A 17,375-nucleotide genomic window follows, 5' to 3' on the forward strand; every position below is an offset into this window, starting at 1 on the left:
GGCGATGCTGAGCTGGGGCATGCATGCCGCCGCCGCGGTGCTGGCCGCGCTGGTGTTCGGCGCGGTGCTGTGGCCGTTGCGGCGCAGCCGCGGCGGCGCGCCACTGCTCGCGGTCGCGGTGCTGGCGCTGGGCGTGGCCGCCGCCGCGCTGTATGCGCTGGTCGGCACGCCGCGCGCGCTGCGGGCGCAGAACCGTGAAGCGCCGCGCAATCTGGAAGACGGCGTGGCGCAGTTGCAGGCGGCGCTGGCCAAGGATCCAGGTCGCGCCGAAGGCTGGGCGCTGCTGGCGCGCTCGCAGATGTCGCTGGGCCGCCCCAACGAGGCCGCCGCCGCGTTCGCACGCGCGGTGCAGCTGGCGCCGGACGAAGCGCAATGGCTGGTGCAGGCGGCCGAAGCGCGCGCGCTGGCCACGCCGCAGCGCCAGTTCGATGCGCAAGGCGTCGCCTGGCTGCAACATGCCTTGCAGGTCGAACCGAACAACGAGCGCGCCGCCTGGTTCCTGGGCATCGCGCAGCGCCAGCGCGGCCAGCACGCCGAGGCCGCCGCGACCTGGGAAGCACTGCTGCCACGCGTGGATGCCGCTACCGCCGCCGCGCTGCGCCCGCAGATCGACGCGGCGCGTGCCGATGCCGGGTTGCCGGCGCTGCCGGACGCCGCGCCAGCCGCAACGGCGACGGCCGCGGCAAGCGCAACGGCCGCGCCGAACGCCGCCGCCTCGTCTGCATCCACCGCTGCCGGCACGCTCACCGTTGCGGTGTCGCTGGACCCGGACTTCGCCGCACGCGTGCGCCTGCGCGGCGACGCCAGCGTGTTCGTCATCGCGCGCGTGCCCGGCGGCCCGCCGATGCCGGTCGCGGTGCAGAAGCATGCGCTGCAGTCGCTGCCGCTGCGCGTGACCCTGAGCGACAGCGACAGCCCGATGCCGACGCAGAAGCTGTCGCAGCTCAAGCAAGTGCAGGTGCTGGCGCGGCTCTCGAACAGCGGCAACGCGATGCGCCAGGAAGGCGACCTGGAATCGGCGCCGGTGACGGTGACGCTGCCGACGGCGACACCGGTGGAGTTGGTGATCGGGACGCCATGACGCGGCGCGCCCGGGTTCTCCTGTAGGAGCGGCTTCAGCCGCGACACCGGCGCGAGGAACATGTCGGTTGCGGAAAATGCCTGTCGCGGCTGAAGCCGCTCCTACAGGGGCGCCGCTCGTTGCTGGCTTCGTCTACGCGTCTCCTTCGCCGGGCACGCGCACGCACGCCGCATCCGCCGCCGCACCGCTAGAATCGGCGCATGACCGAATTCATTCCTGCCGGCAGCCGCTTCCTCGCCCTGCCCTCGCCGTTCCCGATGAAGCGTGGCGGCCAGCTGCGCGATGCGCGCGTCGCCTACGAGACCTGGGGCACGCTGGCGGCGGACCGCAGCAATGCGATCCTGATCGTCACCGGCCTGTCGCCCGACGCGCATGCCGCCGCGCATGCCGACGATCCCAGCCCCGGCTGGTGGGAAGCGATGCTCGGCGCCGGCAAGCCGATCGATACGCAGCGCTGGTTCGTGATCTGCGTGAATTCGCTGGGCAGCTGCAAGGGCTCGACCGGCCCGGCCTCGCCGGCTCCGGACGACGCGCGACCGTATCGCCTGCGCTTCCCGGAACTGTCGATCGAGGACGTCGCCGATGCCGCCGCGCACGTGGTGCGCGCGCTGGGCATCGACCGGCTGGCATGCCTGATCGGCAACTCGATGGGCGGCATGACCGCGCTGGCGCTGCTGCGCCGCCACCCCGGGCTGGCGCGCAGCCACATCAACATCTCCGGCAGCGCGCAGGCCTTGCCGTTCTCGATCGCGATCCGCTCGCTGCAGCGCGAGGCGATCCGTCTGGATCCGAACTGGAACGGCGGCGACTACGACGAGGCCACCTATCCCGAATCGGGCATGCGCATGGCGCGCAAGCTGGGCGTCATCACCTACCGTTCGGCGCTGGAATGGGATGGCCGCTTCGGCCGCGTGCGGCTGGATTCGGACCAGGCCGACGACGATCCGTTCGGCCTGGAATTCCAGGTCGAAAGCTACCTGGAAGGCCATGCGCGGCGCTTCGTGCGCCGCTTCGATCCGAACTGCTACCTGTACCTGAGCCGCTCGATGGACTGGTTCGACCTGGCCGAATACGCCGGCGGCGACGTGCTCGCCGGACTGGCGACGATCCGCGTCGAACGCGCGCTGGCGATCGGCGCCAACACCGACATCCTGTTCCCGGTGCAGCAACAGCAGCAGATCGCCGACGGCCTGCGCGCCGGCGGCGCCGACGCGCAGTTCCTGGGCCTGGACTCGCCGCAGGGACACGACGCGTTCCTGGTCGATTTCGCGCGTTTCGGGCCTGCGGTGCGCGCGTTCCTGGCGCAATGCTGAGCCGCGACACGCGCGATGCCCGTGCGATGCGCTATCAAGGACGCCTGAGCGATTGGAACGACGCCAGCGGTTTCGGCTTTGTCGTTCCCAACGGCGGCGGCACGCGCGCCTTCGTGCATATCCAGGCGTTCGAGCGGCGCGGGGGTCGGCGGCCGCGCGACGGCGATGCGATCACCTACGAAACCGCGACCGATGCGCGTGGGCGCGTGTCCGCCGTGCGTATCCACGCGGTTCGCGCCACAGTGCCGGGCGCACGCCGCGGGGCGGCGCATACCGCGCCCTGGCTGCCGCGACGCTGGCTCGGTGCCGGCGCCTTGCTGGCCATCGTCGGCGCCGCAGCGAGCGGGCGAGTGCCGGGGTGGCTGGCGGCCTGCTACCTGGGCTGCAGCACCGCCGCGCTGCTGTTGTACGGCATCGACAAGTCGGCGGCACAGCGCGGCCAGCGGCGGACCCCGGAGGCGACGCTGCAATTGCTGGCGCTGGCCGGCGGCTGGCCAGGCGCGCTGTTCGCGCAGGGCCAGTTTCGGCACAAATCGCGCAAGACCAGCTTTCAGTTCGTGTTCTGGGCCGCGGTGCTGCTCAACCTGTTCGCGCTGGCCTGGCTGCTGCTGGCTGCGGACGCGCAGGCGTTGCGCAATTCGCTGAGCGCGTGATCCGCGCCGCGGCGCGGCCCGTATGCGCCTGGCGCGGCGCATCCCTGTGCGCTGCGTTCGCCGCAGACGGCACCAATGGCTGACCCGGCACGCTACCGGTGCGGCTCAGTTCAGCGGCACGAGCCGCCCCTGCTGTAACCGATAGCGCGCGTGCGCTACGCCGTCGGGCAGCGCATCGTGACTGATCAGCAGCAGGCTGCGCTGTCCCAGCGCGCTGGTCAGGTCGCGCAGCAAGGCCTGCGCGGTGTCCACGTCCAGGCCTTCGGTGGGTTCGTCCAGCACCAGCAGCGGCGCGTTGCGCAGCAGCGCGCGGGCCAGGGCCAGGCGCCGCGCCTGGCCGGCGGACATGGTCGCGCCGTTCTCGCCCAGCCAGGCGTCCAGGCCGCCGACTTCGTGCAGCCACGCGTCCAGGCGCACGTCGGCGAGCGCGCGCTGCAAGCTGGCGTCGTCGGCATCGATCGCGCCCAGGCGCAGGTTGTCGCGCACGCTGCCGGCGAACACCGGCGCGCCCTGCGGCAGCCAGGCGATGCGCTGGTGCCATTGCGCCTGGGCCAGGTCGCGCAGGTCCGTGCCGGCATAACGGACGCGGCCCTGTTGCGGATCCCACAGCCGCAGCAGCAGCGCCGACAAGGTGGTCTTGCCGCTGCCGCTGTCGCCGCAGATGGCGACGCGCTCGCCCGGCGCGATGCGCAGGTCGATGCCGTCGAGCACGTGCCGGGTCTCGCCGGGCCAGGCGAAGACCACGGCGTCGAACTGCACGTCGCCGGCATCGGGCAGCGGTTGCGGCTGTGCGGCGTCGGCCACCGGCGCGCTCTGGCCGGCGATGGCCTGCAGCCGCTGCGCGGCGACGCGTCCGGACTGCAGCGCCTGCCAGGCCAGGCCGGCGCCGGCCCAGACCTCGAGCAGGGCCACGGTCAGGAAGATCAGCCCGGCCGCCTGCTCGGCGCCGATCAGCGCGGCACGCGCCGCGCCCAGCGCCAGCCACAGCATCGCCAGCAAGCCCAGCGCGGCGCACAGCGCGTGCAGCGCATTGCCGCCGATCAGGCGCTGCCGCTGCCGGCGGTCCTGCGCGCGCAGCTCGTGCGCGCTGGCGTCCACGCGCGCGATCCAGTCGGCCTGCGCGTCCAGCGCGGCCAGGTCGGCGGCGCCTTCCAGGCCTTCGTAGGCCAGCGTGCGCAGCGTCTCGCGCTGCTGCGCGCGGCGCTGCTCGCGGATGCGGCCGCCGCGCGCGACCACCCACGGCACGCCGGCGCCGATCGCCAGCGCCAGCACTGCCAGCACCAACGCCGCCGGCCAGTGGATCGCGGCTGCCGCGGCCACACCGGCCACGCCGATGCCGAGCAAGGCGACCAGCGGCCCCAAGGCGCGTACCACCAGCCCGTCGACCTCGCCGATATCGGACATCAGGCGCGCCAGCAGTTCGCCGGTGCGGCTGGCACCGAGCCTGGCCGGCGCCAGCGGCAACGCACGGCGGAAGAACCACACGCGCAGGTCGCGGGCGATGCGCAAGGTGGCGTCGTGGCCGACCAGCTTTTCGCCGTAGCGCGAGGCGATGCGGGCGAAGGTCAGCGCGCGGATCCCGGCCGAGGGCGAGAAGAAGTTGAAGCCGCTGCCCATGCCGGCCACGCCGGCCAGCGCCGCAGCGGTCAGGAAGCCGCCGGACAAGCCGAGCAGGCCGACCCCGGCCAGCATCGTGCACAACAGCAGCAGCGCGGTCAGCAGCAGGCGGCCGAGATGGCGGCCGAACACGCTGCGCAGGTCGTCGTCGCGCGCGGGGCCGCTCATGGCGCGGCTCCTATCGCGTCGTCCACCGCCACCCGCGCCGGCAGCCGCAGCACGCTGTCGGCCCAGCGCATCGCCGCCTCGCTGTGGGTGGCGACGATCACGCTGCGGCCGTGGCTGAAGGCGGCCAGGGTGCGCAGCAGTTCGGCCTCGGTGTCCGGATCGAGGAAGGCGGTGGGTTCGTCGAGCAGCCACAGTTCCGGATCGCGCAGCAGCAACCGCGCCAGGCCGATGCGCCGCGCCTCGCCGCCGGACAGGCCGAAGCCGCGTTCGCCGATCACGGTCTCCAGGCCCAGCGGCAGGCGTGCGGCGAAGCGCATGACCTGCGCCGCCTCGGCCGCCGACTGCAGTTGCGCGGCGCTGGCCTGCGGAGCGGCCAGGCGCAGGTTGTCGGCGATGCTGCCGTGGAACAGGTACGGGCGCTGCCCGGCGTAGCCGACGCGCAATCCGGGACGCAGTTGCAGGCTGCCGGCGCGCGGCGGCAGCCAGCCGGCCAGCGCTTCGAGCAGCGTGCTCTTGCCGCTGCCGCTGGGTCCGACCAGGGCCAGGCGCTGGCCGGGCTGCAGGCTGAAGGACAGATCCTGCAGCGCATCGCAGCGCGCGCCTTGCGGGCGCAGCGTCAGCCCCTCGGCGCGCAGCAGCGGCGGCGCGGGCGCTGCCGGCGTCGCCAGCGCCATGGGCACTGCGGGGACTGAAGGCTTTTCAGGCAGTGCGAGCGTTGCAGGCACCGCGGGCGTTGGCGGTGCTGCAGGCGACGGCACTGCGGACCCATCGGGCGCCGCCGGCATTGCCGGCGCAGGTGGCGCAGACAACGGCGGCGCCAGCGACGAGAGCGCCGGCGCGGCAACGGCCGGCGACGACACGGACGGCGTCAGCGCTGCCGCCGCATCCGGCAACGCGCCGAGCAACCGCTCCACCTCGGCCGCCGCCGCCAGCGCGTTGGCGCGGTCGTGGTAGTGCGCGGCCAGGCGCCGCAGCGGCGCGTAGAACTCCGGCGCCAGCAGCAGGCAGAACACGCCCACGCCCAGGGTCGGCACCGCCGCATGCAGCGAAATCATGCCCAGATAGCTCAGGCCCAGGTACATCGCCACCATCGCCACGCTGACCGAGGCGAAGAACTCGAGCACGGTCGAGGACAGGAAGGCGATGCGCAGCACCTTCAAGGTGCGTTCGCGCACGCCCTCGGCGGCGGCGGCGATGCCGCGCAGTTCGTCCTCGCCGCGGCCGTACAGGCGCAGCAGGCCCAGGCCCTTGAGCCGGTCGGCGAAATGCCCGCCCATCCGCGCCAGCTCGCGCAGCTGGCGGCGCCCGGCGGCTTCGGCGCCCCACCCCACCAGCATCATGAAGATCGGCACCAGCGGCGCGGTGAACAGCAGCAGCAGGCCCACCACCCAGTCGCTCCAGCCGACCGCGAGCAGGATCAGCAACGGCACCACGCTCACTTCCAGCCGCGCAGGCTGGTAGCCGGCGTAGTAGCCGTCCAGCGCGTCGCCGTGGGCCAGCAGCAATTCGCCCAGTTCGCCGTTGCGCTGGCCGCGCAGCCACAGCGGGCCGCGCTGCAGCAGGCGCCGGTACACGCGCCGGCGCAGTTCGAACTTCGCCGCATCGGCGACATCGCCGGCGGCGCGCTGCGCGCAGACGCCGAGCAGCGCGCGCACGGCCAGCACCAGCGCCAGGACGGCGAATGCGGGCAGCGCCTGCGGCAACTCGCGACGCTCCACCAGCAAGGCCTGCAGCAACCAGGCGATGGCGCCGGCCTGCACGATCAGCAGCGCCCCGGACAGGCTGATCGCGGCTGCGGCCAGCCGTTGCCGCCCACGCGCCGCGCTGGCCAGCGACGCCAGCCAGCGCACGCGTTGCTGCCGCAGGTGCGGCGACTCGGCAGGCGGTGCGGCGGACGACTCGGCGGGATCGGTCAAAACGGACTCTGCGCGGCGAACAGGCCGCCATTGTAAGGCGGCATCCCGGTCGGGACCGCCGCGTGCCGCCACGATGCCGATCCCGGCCGGTGCGGACATTGATCTGAATCAAGGCCGAACACGCCACGGAAGCGGAACATCGCCCTCAACCTACCGCCACTCGGCCACCCAGATGCACATTTCACACGAGGTAGCACAGCCATGATCGACACCACTGTCGTAGAGCTGTCGCGGCTGCAATTCGCCATGACCGCCATGTACCACTTCCTGTTCGTCCCGCTCACCCTCGGCCTGTCCTTCATGATCGCGATCATGGAGAGCGTGTTCGTCATGACCCGCAAGGAGGTCTGGCGGCGCATGGCGCTGTTCTGGGGCGTGCTGTTCGGCATCAACTTCGCGATGGGCGTGGCCACCGGCATCGTCATGGAGTTCCAGTTCGGCATGAACTGGTCCTACTACAGCCACTACGTCGGCGACATCTTCGGCGCGCCGCTGGCGATCGAAGGGCTGATGGCGTTCTTCCTGGAAGCCACCTTCATCGGCCTGTTCTTCTTCGGCTGGAACAAGCTCTCGCCGGTCAAGCACCTGATGGTGACCTGGCTGATGGCGCTGGGCACCAACCTGTCGGCGGTGTGGATCCTGATCGCCAACGGCTGGATGCAGAATCCGACCGGCGCGGTGTTCAATCCGGACACGATGCGCATGGAAGTCGTGGACTTCATGGCGGTGGTGTTCAACCCGGTGGCGCAGGCCAAGTTCGTGCACACGGTCAGCGCCGGCTACGTGACCGGCGCGGTGTTCGTGATGTCGATCAGCGCGCTGTTCCTGCTGCGCGGCACGCACCGCGACATCGCGCGGCGCTCGTTCGCGGTGGCCGCCGCGTTCGGCCTGGCCTCCTCGCTGTCGGTGGTGGTGCTCGGCGACGAGAGCGGCTATGCCGCCAACGAACACCAGAAGATGAAGCTGGCCGCGATCGAGGCGATGTGGGAGACCGAACAGGCGCCGGCCGACTTCACCGCCTTCGGCATTCCCAACCAGGCCACCGGCAAGAACGACTACGCGATCAAGGTGCCGTACCTGATGGGCCTGGTCGCCACGCGCTCGCTGGACACGCCGATTCCCGGCATCCTGGAGCTGGTCGGCCGTGCCGAGCACCGCATCCGCGGCGGCCAGATCGCCTACGGCGCGCTGGAACGGCTCAAGGCCGACCGCAACGACGTGCAGGCGCGCGAAGTGTTCGACCGCCACTGGCAGGACCTGGGCCACGGCCTGCTGCTCAAGCGCTACCGCGACGACATCCTCAACGCCACGCCGGAAGAGATCTCCAAGGCCGCGCTCGACACCGTGCCGCGCGTGCTGCCGCTGTTCTGGACGTTCCGGGTCATGGCCGGCCTGGGCTTCTACCTGATCGCCTTCTTCATCGCCGCGATGTGGTTCTCGTGCAAGCACAACTTCGAGGACAAGCGCTGGTTCCTGAAGCTGGCGCTGTGGTCCCTGCCGGCGCCGTGGATCGCGATCGAATGCGGCTGGTTCGTCGCCGAGTACGGCCGCCAGCCGTGGGCGGTGGAAGGCGTGCTGCCGACCTTCTATGCCGCCTCCGGCCTGGCCCTGCACGAGATCCTGATCACCCTGGCCGGTTTCGTGGCGATCTACACCGTGCTGCTGGTCATCGAGATCAAGCTGATGCTCAAGGCGATCCGCAAGGGCCCGGACAATCTGCCCGCGCTGCTGCAGCCGATCCCGCGCCCCGCTACCCCGCTCGCCGCACCTGCGGCCGCCGGTCAACTCTGATTCCGGCAGGAGAATGACGATGGACTTCATTGCATTGGACTACACCACGCTGCGCCTGATCTGGTGGCTGCTGCTCGGCATCCTGCTGATCGGTTTCGCGGTGATGGACGGTTTCGACCTGGGCGTCGGCGCGCTGCTGCCGTTCGTGGCCAAAAACGACGCCGAACGCCGGCTGGTGGTCAACACCATCGGCCCGGTCTGGGAAGGCAACCAGGTCTGGCTGGTGCTCGGCGGCGGCGCGATCTTCGCCGCCTGGCCGCCGCTGTACGCGGTCAGTTTCTCCGGCTTCTACCTGGCCATGTTCGTGATCCTGTTCGCGCTGATCCTGCGCCCGGTCGGGTTCAAGTTCCGCGGCAAGCTGCCCAGCCAGCGCTGGCGCAACGGCTGGGACTGGGCGCTGTTCATCGGCGGCTTCATCCCGGCGCTGATCATGGGCGTAGCGGTGGGCAACGTGGTGCTGGGCGTGCCGTTCCACTTCGACGACACGCTGCGGGTGTTCTACACCGGCACCTTCTTCGGCCTGCTGATGCCGTTCGCGCTGCTCGCCGGCCTGCTCAGCGTGAGCATGCTGGTGGCGCATGGCGCGGCGATGCTGGTGCTGAAGACCGACGGCCCGGTGGCCGAGCGCGCGGCCCGCTACGGCAGCGTGGCGGCGCTGGTGGCCTGCGCGCTGTTCGCCGCCGGCGGCGTGTGGGTGGCGCTGGGCCTGCCCGGCTACGCGGTGACCTCGCAGGTGGTCACCGACGGCGCCACCAACCCGCTGCTGAAGACCGCGGTGCTGGGCGAGGTCGGCGGCTGGATGCACAACTACCAGACGATGCCGCTGACCGCACTGGCGCCGGTGGCCGGCCTGCTCGGCCTGCTGCTCAGCGCGGTGCTGCTGCGCAAGCGGCGCGGCGGACTGGCGTTCATCGCCTCGGGCGCGGCCATTGCCGGCATCATCCTCACCGTCGGCTTTGCGATCTTCCCGTTCCTGCTGCCCTCCTCCAGCCAACCCGGCTCCAGCCTGACCGTGTGGGACGCCTCCAGCAGCCACCTGACCCTGTGGATCATGCTGCTGGCCACGGTGCTGTTCCTGCCGATCATCATCGGCTACACCACCTGGGTGTACCGGGTACTGAAGGGCAAGGTCACCGCCGAATCGCTGGACGACAACCCCAACGCGTACTGAGCGCGTTCAACCCGATCGCATAGGAGATTGCACCATGTGGTATTTCGCCTGGATTCTCGGTGTCGGCCTGGCCTCCACCGCCGCCATCCTCAACGGCATGTGGTTCGAGGCGCGCGAGGGCGCCGCCCCCGACGCCGCCGACTGAAATTTTTTCGCAAAGGATCTTGCCGAATGCGGGTGACCCCCGTATCATGTGCGGCTCCTTCGGGGTGTAGCTCAGTCTGGTAGAGCGCTACGTTCGGGACGTAGAGGTCGCAGGTTCGAATCCTGTCTCCCCGACCAGTTTCAAGGTCACAAAAAGCCTGGAAAACGTCAGTTTTCCGGGTTTTTTTGTGTCTGCGGCAAACCCTTGCGGACGCGGCTTGCGCTGGCGGCGCGAGGCCTGCGGCGGTGAACGCGGGGCGTCCGCTAGTCGTTGGTGAATGCGACCCGGACGTCGCGCCGGCCCAGCGCCTGCGCCAGCGCAGTCGGGTCGTCGACACGTCCCAGCCGCGTGTAGGAATAGGCGGAACCGAAGCTCGCATAGAACACGACCAGCGTCTGCGCGCCGTAGAGCATCAGGTCGCCAGCGTGGATCGTGTCTGGCCGGCGCGGAGCCGCCGGCAGCGGCTGCGGCAGTTCGGCGTGTTTCTCGTTGCCGTTGAGCTCGGCCATGTCCAGCACCAGCGGCAACTGCGCGGCGAACGCGCGGGCGGCCGCGTTGTCGGCCAAGGCGATGGCGAAACGGCGATCGCCGACGGTCATCCACATGCGTGCGTCCTCCGGAGTGATGGATGCCGCGGCGGCCGCGGGCGGCGCCGCCTCCGCGCGCATGCCGGCCGCAAAAGCGCCGAGTGCCGGCAAGCCGACCAGCAGTATCGGCCAGCGCAGCGCCCGGCGTCGCCTGCGATGCCCGGCGCCGTCGCCGGCGACGGGCCGCTGCGTGCCGGGCTTCGCCTCGCCATCGTCTGGTTGCCGGGTCATGGCCATGGCGCCGACCTGCGGCGATCGCGCCAGCTCATGCGCCGCGCGCCGCGTTCGCGCGCGATGCGCGCCAGGTCAGCGCGGCCGCGAGCAGCAGCAGCGCGGCGCTGGCCACGAAGGTCGCCGCGTAGCCATTGCGATCGAACAGCATGCCGCCGATGGTCGAGCCCAGGGCGATGGCCAACTGGATCACCGCCACCATCAAGCCGCCGCCGGCCTCGGCGTTGCCGGGCAGCACCCGCGCGATCCAGTTCCACCATCCCACCGGCGCAGCGGTGGCCAGCAATCCCCACAGTCCCAGCAATGCGGCCACGGCAGCGACGCGCGCGCCGAATGCAATCAGCAGCAAGGCGATCGCCGCCATCAGCAGCGGAATCGCGATCAAGGTGCGATACAGGCCGCGCTCGAGCGCGACGCCGACGAGCGTGGTACCGACGAGACCGGCCACGCCGATTCCGAGCAGAAGCAGCGACAGCGTGGGCACGTCCGCCAGCGTCACGGTTTCCAGGAACGGGCGCACGTAGGTGAACAGCGCGAACTGCCCCATGAAGAACGCAGCGCAGGCCGCCATGCCCAAGGCGACCGCTCGGTGCCGAAGCAACACGAACACGTTGCGCGCGCCTGCCGCGCGCGCCGCGGCCATGGCCGGCAGGCTGGCCCACTGCCAGGCGAACGCGAGCGCCGCCACCGGCACCAGGCACAGGAACGCGCCGCGCCAGCCGATCACCGCGCCCAGGTAGCTGCCGAGCGGAGCCGCGACCACCGTGGCCAACGCGTTGCCGCCATTGAAGATGGCCAGGGCGCGCGGCACCTGCGCGGGCGGCACCAGGCGCATCGCGGTCGCGGCCGACATGGACCAGAAGCCGCCGATCACCACGCCGATGAGCGCGCGGCCGGCCATGTAGGTCGGATAGTTCGGGGCCAGCGCGACCACCGCGCCGGACACCGCCATCAGCCCGGTCAGCGCCAGCAACAGGCGCTTGCGGTCCATGGCGCCGGCCAAGGCGGGAATGGACAGGCTGGTGAGCACCGCGAACGCACCGGAGATGGCGATGCCGTAGCCGGCCAGGCCTTGGCTTACATGCAGATCGGCGGCCATCGGCGTCAGCAGGCTGACCGGCATGAACTCCGACGCGATCAGCGCGAACACGCACAGCGTCATCGCGCACACGCCGCCCCAGTGCGCAGGCTGCGGCGTGGCGTCGCGCGGCCCAGGTCCTGCACTGGCCTGCAGCGGCGCGCTCACCGCGCCGCGCCGTGGCGGCAGCGGCCAGCTGCATGCCTGGGTGCGGTCGGCGGCAGCGCCGGATGGCGCGGGCGATTCGTCATGCGTGCGCTCACGGCGCGCCCAGGTGCTGCTTGAAGAAGGATGTCAGCTTGTCGAACGGGATCAGGTCGGTGCGGTCGTAGAGATCCACGTGGCCGGCGCCCTTCACCCAGTACAACTCCTTCGGCTGCCCCGCCAGGCGGAACGCTTCCTCGCTGAACTCCTTCGAGTGCGCCTGGTCGCCGGCGATGAACAACATCGGCCGCGGCGCGATGGTCTCGATGTCGGCGAACGGATAGAAGTTCATGAACTTGACGTTGCTGGTCAGGGTCGGATGCGTGGTGAGCGCAGGCGAAGAGCCCGCCGGGGTGAACTCGCCGCGTGCGGTTCGGTAGAAGTCGTAGAACTCGCGCTGGATCGGATGCGTCCGCGCATCGAGCGCATGCACCGTGCCGCCGGTGTACTCGGTCTTCCCGCCGCTGAATTCCACGTCGCGCTGTCGCGCCGCGGCGGCGATGATCTGCTTGCGTTGCTCGAGGGTCTGCGCGTGATTCAACCCATCGCGGTTGGCGGCGCCCATGTCGTACATGCTCACGGTGGCGATGGCCTTCATGCGCGGGTCGATCTTGGCCGCGCTGATGACGAAGCTGCCGCTGCCGCAGATGCCGAGCACGCCGATGCGCTCGCGGTCCACGAACGCCTGGCTGCCGAGATAATCCACCGCCGCGCTGAACGCCTCGGCATAGAGGTCCGGCAGCACCGCGTTGCGTGGCTGGCCCTCGCTCTCGCCCCAGAACGACTGGTCGATCGCCAGGGTGACGAAGCCCTGCTCGGCCAGCTTCTGCGCATAGAGGTTCGAACTCTGCTCCTTCACCGCGCCCATCGGGTGTCCGACGATGATCGCCGGATAACGGACGCCGCCCTTGCGCTGCTTGGGCACGAACAGGTTGCCCACGATCGTCATCCGGTACTGGTTGCGGAAGGAGACCTTTTCCGCGGTCAGCGTGTCGCTCTTGTAGAAGTTGTTCGCGCCATTGGCCATGTCTTGTCCCATCGCAGTGGATGCGCTGGCCGCCAGGGCCAGTATCAGCAGCAGTCGTTTCATCGGTCTCTCCGGTCAGGCGGCCAAGGTGGCGTTGTCGATGACGAAGCGGTACTTCACGTCGCCCTGCAGCATCCGCTCGTAGGCGACGTTGATCTGGTCGGCGCGGATCAGTTCGATGTCGGCGACGATGCCGTGCTCGGCGCAGAAATCCAGCATCTGCTGGGTCTCGGCAATGCCGCCGATCATCGAGCCGGCCAGAGTGCGGCGCTTCAGGATCAGGCTGAACACCGCCGGCGACGGATGCGGGCTGGCCGGCGCGCCGACCAGCACCATCGCGCCATCGCGCTTGAGCAGGGCCAGCAACGCGTCCAGGTCGTGCGGCGCGGCGACCGTGTCGACGATCAGGTCGATGCTCTGCGCATGCGCCGCCATCTCCTGCGCATTGCGCGACACCACCATCTCGTCGGCGCCCAATGCGAAGGCGGCGTCGCGCTTGGCATCGGAAGTGGTGAACGCGACCACATGCGCGCCCATCGCATGGGCCAGCTTCACGCCGACGTGGCCGAGCCCGCCGATGCCGACCACGCCCACCTTCTTGCCGGGGCCGGCGCCCCAGTGGCGCAGCGGCGAATAGGTGGTGATGCCCGCGCACAGCAGTGGCGCCACCGCCGCCAGTTGCCGTGCCGGGTGGCGGATGCGCAGCACGTAGCGTTCGTGGACCACGATCTGCTGCGAATAGCCGCCCAGGGTGTGGCCGGGTGCGTCGGCGGTCGGGAAGTTGTAGGTTCCGGTCATGCCGTCGCAGTAGTTCTCCAGCCCGTTGCCGCACTCCTCGCAGTGCCTGCAACTGTCGACGATGCAGCCGACGCCGACCAGATCGCCGGGCTGGAAACCAGCGACATGCGCGCCGACCGCCGCGACCCGGCCCACGATCTCGTGGCCTGGCACGCACGGGAACCGGGTGCCGGCCCATTCGCCGCGCGCCTGGTGCAGGTCGGAATGGCAGATGCCGCAGAACGCGATGTCGATGCGCACGTCGTGCGGGCCGGGAGCACGGCGCGCGATCCGCATGGGCTGCAGGGGTTTGTCGCCGGCGTAGGTGCCGTAGGCGTTGATGGACATGGTGGCGTTCCGGTGGGACGGGAGGATGGCCATTGTCGGCACACCGCACCTGACTGATAAGATGATGAATCCTTGCATACCCTATTAGTCCGGCTAATCAATCGAACTGTCAGACTCGACCCATGGCACGACGCAACCTCAACGACCTGCTGGCCTTCGTCACCGTCGCCCGGGAAGGCAGCTTCACCCGCGCCGGCGCGGCGCTGGGCGTCAGCCAGTCGGCGCTCAGCCAGGCGATCAAGGCGCTGGAAACGCGGCTGGAGATCCGCCTGCTCACGCGTACCACGCGCAGCGTCTCGCCCACCGCGGCGGGCCAGCGCCTGCTGCAGGCCATCGGCAACCGCTTCGACGAGATCGAGTCGGAACTGGACGCGCTGACCGCCCTGCGCGACAAGCCTGCCGGGATCGTGCGCATCACCAGCGGCGACCACATCCTGCACACCACCCTGCTGCCCAAGCTGACCCCGGTGCTGCAGCGCTACCCGGACGTGCAGATCGAATTCGATGTCAGCTACGGCTTCCGCGACATCGTCGCCGACCGTTTCGATGCCGGCGTGCGCCTGGGCGAAAGCCTGGACAAGGACATGATCGCGATGCCGATCGGCCCGCCGCTGCGCATGGCCGCGGCCGCGGCGCCGGCCTACTTCCAGCAGCGACCGGCGCCCAAGCTACCGGGCGACCTGACCCAACACCGCTGCATCAACATCCGTTTCCCCACTCATGGCGGCATCTACGTGTGGGAGTTCGAGCGGCGCAACCGACAGGTGAACGTGCGGGTCGAAGGCCAGGTGATCTTCAGCACCTCGCCGCCGATCGTGCGCGCCGCGCTGGACGGACTCGGCATCGCGTTCCTGCCCGAGCAGGAATTCGCACCCTATCTCCAAGACGGGCGCCTGGTGCGGGTGCTGGAAGACTGGTGCCCGCCGTTCTCCGGATACCACCTCTACTACCCCAGCCGCCGCCAGCACTCGCCGGCGTTCTCGCTGGTCCTGGACGCACTGCGTCTATGAGCCGGGCGCGCGGCGGCGCGATACGGCATGCCGCGCACACGGAATGCGCCGGCTTCGCCGGCGCTGCACACCCGCACGACCGCCCTGCAGCGGCGCTCAGCGCACTGGCAGACTGATGTAGCTAGCCTGCTGCGGCGTGTGCCAGATGCGCTGCGTGGCCTTCTGGTAGTCGCCGGGCTTGGCGAAGTAGATGTTGGGCACGTAGGTCTGCGGGTTGCGGTCGTACAGCGGGAACAGGCTGGACTGCACCTGCACCATCACCCGGTGGCCGCGCTGGAAGGTGTGGTTGGCGGTGGGCAGGCCGAAGCTGTAGGCCAGCGGCTGGTTCGGTGCGATCGGCTTGGGCGTCTCGAAGCTCTCGCGGTAGCGGCCGCGGAAGATCGCCATCGACACCGCCAGTTCGTAGCCGCCCAGCTTCGGATCGGACGCCATCTCGTCCGGGTAGACGTCGATCAGCTTCACCACCCAGTCGCTGTCGCTGCCGCTGGTGGAGGCTTGCAGGTGCACCTCGGGCACGCCGGCGATGCTCAGCGGCGCGTCCAGCGGCGCGCTGACGAAGGTCAGCACGTCCGGGCGGCCGTCGACGAAGCGCTGGTCGTGCACCAGCCAGGTGGTCCACATGTCGCGGTCGCCGAAGTCGACCGGGCGCGGTACGAACGGCACCGGCTTGGCCGGGTCGGATACGTATTCCTCGTAGTCGCCCTGCCCGGCCGTCGGCGCGTCGAACGACAGCGTGCCGCCGGCGCCCAGATACAGCGGCTTGCTGCGCGCCGCGCAGCCCTGCGCGCAGCTGCGCGGCCAGGCCTGCAGGCGATCCCAGTGGTTCTCGCCGGTGTTGTAGATGAACACCGGCGGCGTGTCGGCCTTGGCCGCGCCATCGACCAGGTACTGGTCGAAGAACGGCTTGAGCACGTCGCGGCGGAACTGCAGCGCGGTGTCGCCGTCGAACTTCAGCGCGCCCAGCGCCGAGCCGTCGTAGTTGACCTGGCTGTGCCGCCACGGCCCCATCACCAGGTAGTTCCTGTCGTTGCCGGCGTCGCGCGGCTCCATCGCCTGGTAGCTGTGGATCGCGCCCCACATGTCCTCCTGGTCCCACAGGCCCTGCAGCCACATCGTCGGCACCTTCAGCGCGGTGCGCGCCATCACCTTGTCCAGCGCCTGGCCCTGCCAGAACGCGTCGTAGGCCGGGTGCTCGGTGAGCTTGTGCCACCACGGCAACTGCTCCAGGCCCGCGGCCTTGGCGTAGTCGCCGGCCGAGCCGGCGCGCAGGAAATTGCTGTAGTCGTCGTGGCCGTGGCGCGGGATGCCGCTGCCCTTGCCGCGCTGGGTCAGCTGGCCGGTGAAGTAGTCGAAGTTGACCTGGCGGAACGCGCCGTAGTTGAGCCAGTCGTCGCCCATCCAGCCGTCGATCATCGGGCTTTCCGGCGCGGCCACCTTCAGCGCCGGGTGCGGGTCGGTCAGCGCCATGACCACGGTGAAGCCTTCGTAGGACGAGCCGATCATGCCGACCTTGCCGTTGGACTCGTGCACGTTCTTGACCAGCCAGTCGATGGTGTCCCAGGCGTCGGTGGCATGGTCCACCTTGCTGTTGTTGAGCGGGCCGCGCAGCGGCCGGGTCATCACGTAGTCGCCCTGCGAGCCGTACTTGCCGCGGATGTCCTGGAACACGCGGATGTAGCCGCCGTCGACGAACACTTCGTCGCCCTGCGGCAACAGGTCGCGCATGTGCGGCGAGGCCAGCCGGCTGGCGCGGCCGCTGGCATCGTAGGGTGTGCGCGTCAGCAGCATCGGCGCGTGCTGCGCGCCCTTGGGCAGCACGATCACCGTGTGCAGCTTGACCCCGTCGCGCATCGGAATCATCACCTCGCGCTTGACGTAGTCGTTGGCCTCGGTCGGCGCGACGAAGGCCTTGCCGGTGATGTCGGGCGTCATCGGCGCGGTCTGCGCCTGGGCGGCGGCGGCCAGCGCGGCGGCAATCACGGTGACGAGCAAGCGGGCGGCGATGGGACGCATGGAACCTCCGGGCAGTGAGACGGCGACTGTAGGCGCAATCGCGGCCCATGCGGAAGTGTCGGCGCGCCGCACACGGCCCGGCGTGTCCGCACGGGGGTCGCGGTGCGCATGCGCCAGGACACGGAAATGTCGGGGTCCGGAGCAGGAAGGGCCATGCGACCGCCAACGCTCCGGTCAGTTGCGGACATGCCTGGCGCCATCGGCGCCACCGCACCGGAAACCGCACGCGATAGCTTCCCTGCAGC

The 17,375-nt window shown here is 70.3% G+C and carries 14 protein-coding genes and 1 tRNA gene; 8 read left to right on the forward strand and 7 right to left on the reverse strand.

Annotated features, from left to right (window positions below; all coding sequences use genetic code 11):
• Window positions 1–4: 4 nt before the first annotated feature.
• The 3 genes from H9658_RS05260 to H9658_RS05270 all read left to right on the forward strand — a co-directional run bounded on the left by H9658_RS05260 (window position 5) and on the right by H9658_RS05270 (window position 3,047).
• Window positions 5–1,081, forward strand: a complete 1,077-nt coding sequence (locus tag H9658_RS05260; protein ID WP_191824614.1) for a c-type cytochrome biogenesis protein CcmI/CycH — start codon at window positions 5–7, stop codon at window positions 1,079–1,081.
• Window positions 1,082–1,281: 200 nt separating this feature from the next.
• Window positions 1,282–2,394 (forward strand): homoserine O-acetyltransferase MetX, encoded by a 1,113-nt coding sequence (gene metX, locus H9658_RS05265; protein WP_191824615.1) that lies wholly within the window; start codon window positions 1,282–1,284, stop codon window positions 2,392–2,394.
• 26 nt (window positions 2,395–2,420) lie between these two features.
• Entirely contained in the window at window positions 2,421–3,047 is a 627-nt protein-coding gene (locus H9658_RS05270) for a cold shock and DUF1294 domain-containing protein (RefSeq protein WP_191824616.1), read from the forward strand.
• A gap of 105 nt (window positions 3,048–3,152) precedes the next feature.
• On the opposite strand, the gene cydC is transcribed toward H9658_RS05270, so the two are convergent.
• A complete protein-coding gene (gene cydC / locus H9658_RS05275; protein ID WP_191824617.1) occupies window positions 3,153–4,832 on the reverse strand; it encodes a thiol reductant ABC exporter subunit CydC in 1,680 nt (559 codons plus the stop codon).
• The gene (locus H9658_RS05280) at window positions 4,829–6,748 is read right to left on the reverse strand and encodes an ABC transporter ATP-binding protein/permease (protein WP_191824618.1); all 1,920 of its coding nucleotides are present in this window, start codon (window positions 6,746–6,748) and stop codon (window positions 4,829–4,831) included. The genes cydC and H9658_RS05280 overlap by 4 nt, the downstream gene beginning before the upstream one ends.
• A 201-nt stretch (window positions 6,749–6,949) precedes the next feature.
• On the opposite strand from H9658_RS05280, the gene H9658_RS05285 reads away from it, so the two are divergent.
• The 4 genes from H9658_RS05285 to H9658_RS05300 all read left to right on the forward strand — a co-directional run bounded on the left by H9658_RS05285 (window position 6,950) and on the right by H9658_RS05300 (window position 9,992).
• Entirely contained in the window at window positions 6,950–8,539 is a 1,590-nt protein-coding gene (locus tag H9658_RS05285; protein WP_191824619.1) for a cytochrome ubiquinol oxidase subunit I, read from the forward strand.
• A gap of 19 nt (window positions 8,540–8,558) precedes the next feature.
• Complete coding sequence (gene cydB, locus H9658_RS05290) at window positions 8,559–9,710, forward strand: cytochrome d ubiquinol oxidase subunit II (protein WP_191824620.1); 1,152 nt, start codon at window positions 8,559–8,561, stop codon at window positions 9,708–9,710.
• A gap of 34 nt (window positions 9,711–9,744) precedes the next feature.
• The gene (cydX, locus tag H9658_RS05295) at window positions 9,745–9,855 is read left to right on the forward strand and encodes a cytochrome bd-I oxidase subunit CydX (protein WP_003470310.1); all 111 of its coding nucleotides are present in this window, start codon (window positions 9,745–9,747) and stop codon (window positions 9,853–9,855) included.
• Between the two features lie 60 nt (window positions 9,856–9,915).
• Window positions 9,916–9,992, forward strand: a tRNA-Pro gene (locus H9658_RS05300).
• Between the two features lie 126 nt (window positions 9,993–10,118).
• On the opposite strand, the gene H9658_RS22870 is transcribed toward H9658_RS05300, so the two are convergent.
• From H9658_RS22870 to H9658_RS05320, 4 genes are all read right to left on the reverse strand, one after another.
• Window positions 10,119–10,673: a cyclophilin-like fold protein gene (locus H9658_RS22870; protein ID WP_225209775.1), complete on the reverse strand. Its 555-nt coding sequence runs from the start codon at window positions 10,671–10,673 to the stop codon at window positions 10,119–10,121.
• Between the two features lie 34 nt (window positions 10,674–10,707).
• A complete protein-coding gene (locus tag H9658_RS05310) occupies window positions 10,708–11,907 on the reverse strand; it encodes an MFS transporter (RefSeq protein ID WP_406848109.1) in 1,200 nt (399 codons plus the stop codon).
• Window positions 11,908–12,010: 103 nt separating this feature from the next.
• Window positions 12,011–13,045 (reverse strand): alpha/beta hydrolase, encoded by a 1,035-nt coding sequence (locus H9658_RS05315; protein WP_191824621.1) that lies wholly within the window; start codon window positions 13,043–13,045, stop codon window positions 12,011–12,013.
• 12 nt (window positions 13,046–13,057) lie between these two features.
• Window positions 13,058–14,107, reverse strand: coding sequence for an NAD(P)-dependent alcohol dehydrogenase (locus H9658_RS05320; RefSeq protein ID WP_191824622.1), 1,050 nt, complete (start codon window positions 14,105–14,107; stop codon window positions 13,058–13,060).
• A gap of 122 nt (window positions 14,108–14,229) precedes the next feature.
• Between H9658_RS05320 and H9658_RS05325 the strand changes: the two genes are divergently transcribed.
• Window positions 14,230–15,117 (forward strand): LysR family transcriptional regulator, encoded by an 888-nt coding sequence (locus H9658_RS05325; protein ID WP_191824623.1) that lies wholly within the window; start codon window positions 14,230–14,232, stop codon window positions 15,115–15,117.
• Between the two features lie 96 nt (window positions 15,118–15,213).
• Here H9658_RS05325 and H9658_RS05330 read toward each other — a convergent pair whose 3' ends face one another.
• Window positions 15,214–17,130 (reverse strand): CocE/NonD family hydrolase, encoded by a 1,917-nt coding sequence (locus H9658_RS05330; protein WP_191824624.1) that lies wholly within the window; start codon window positions 17,128–17,130, stop codon window positions 15,214–15,216.
• Window positions 17,131–17,375: the final 245 nt, after the last annotated feature.

The sequence above is a fragment of the Xanthomonas bonasiae genome (assembly GCF_014836395.1).
Lineage (GTDB): Bacteria > Pseudomonadota > Gammaproteobacteria > Xanthomonadales > Xanthomonadaceae > Xanthomonas_A > Xanthomonas_A bonasiae.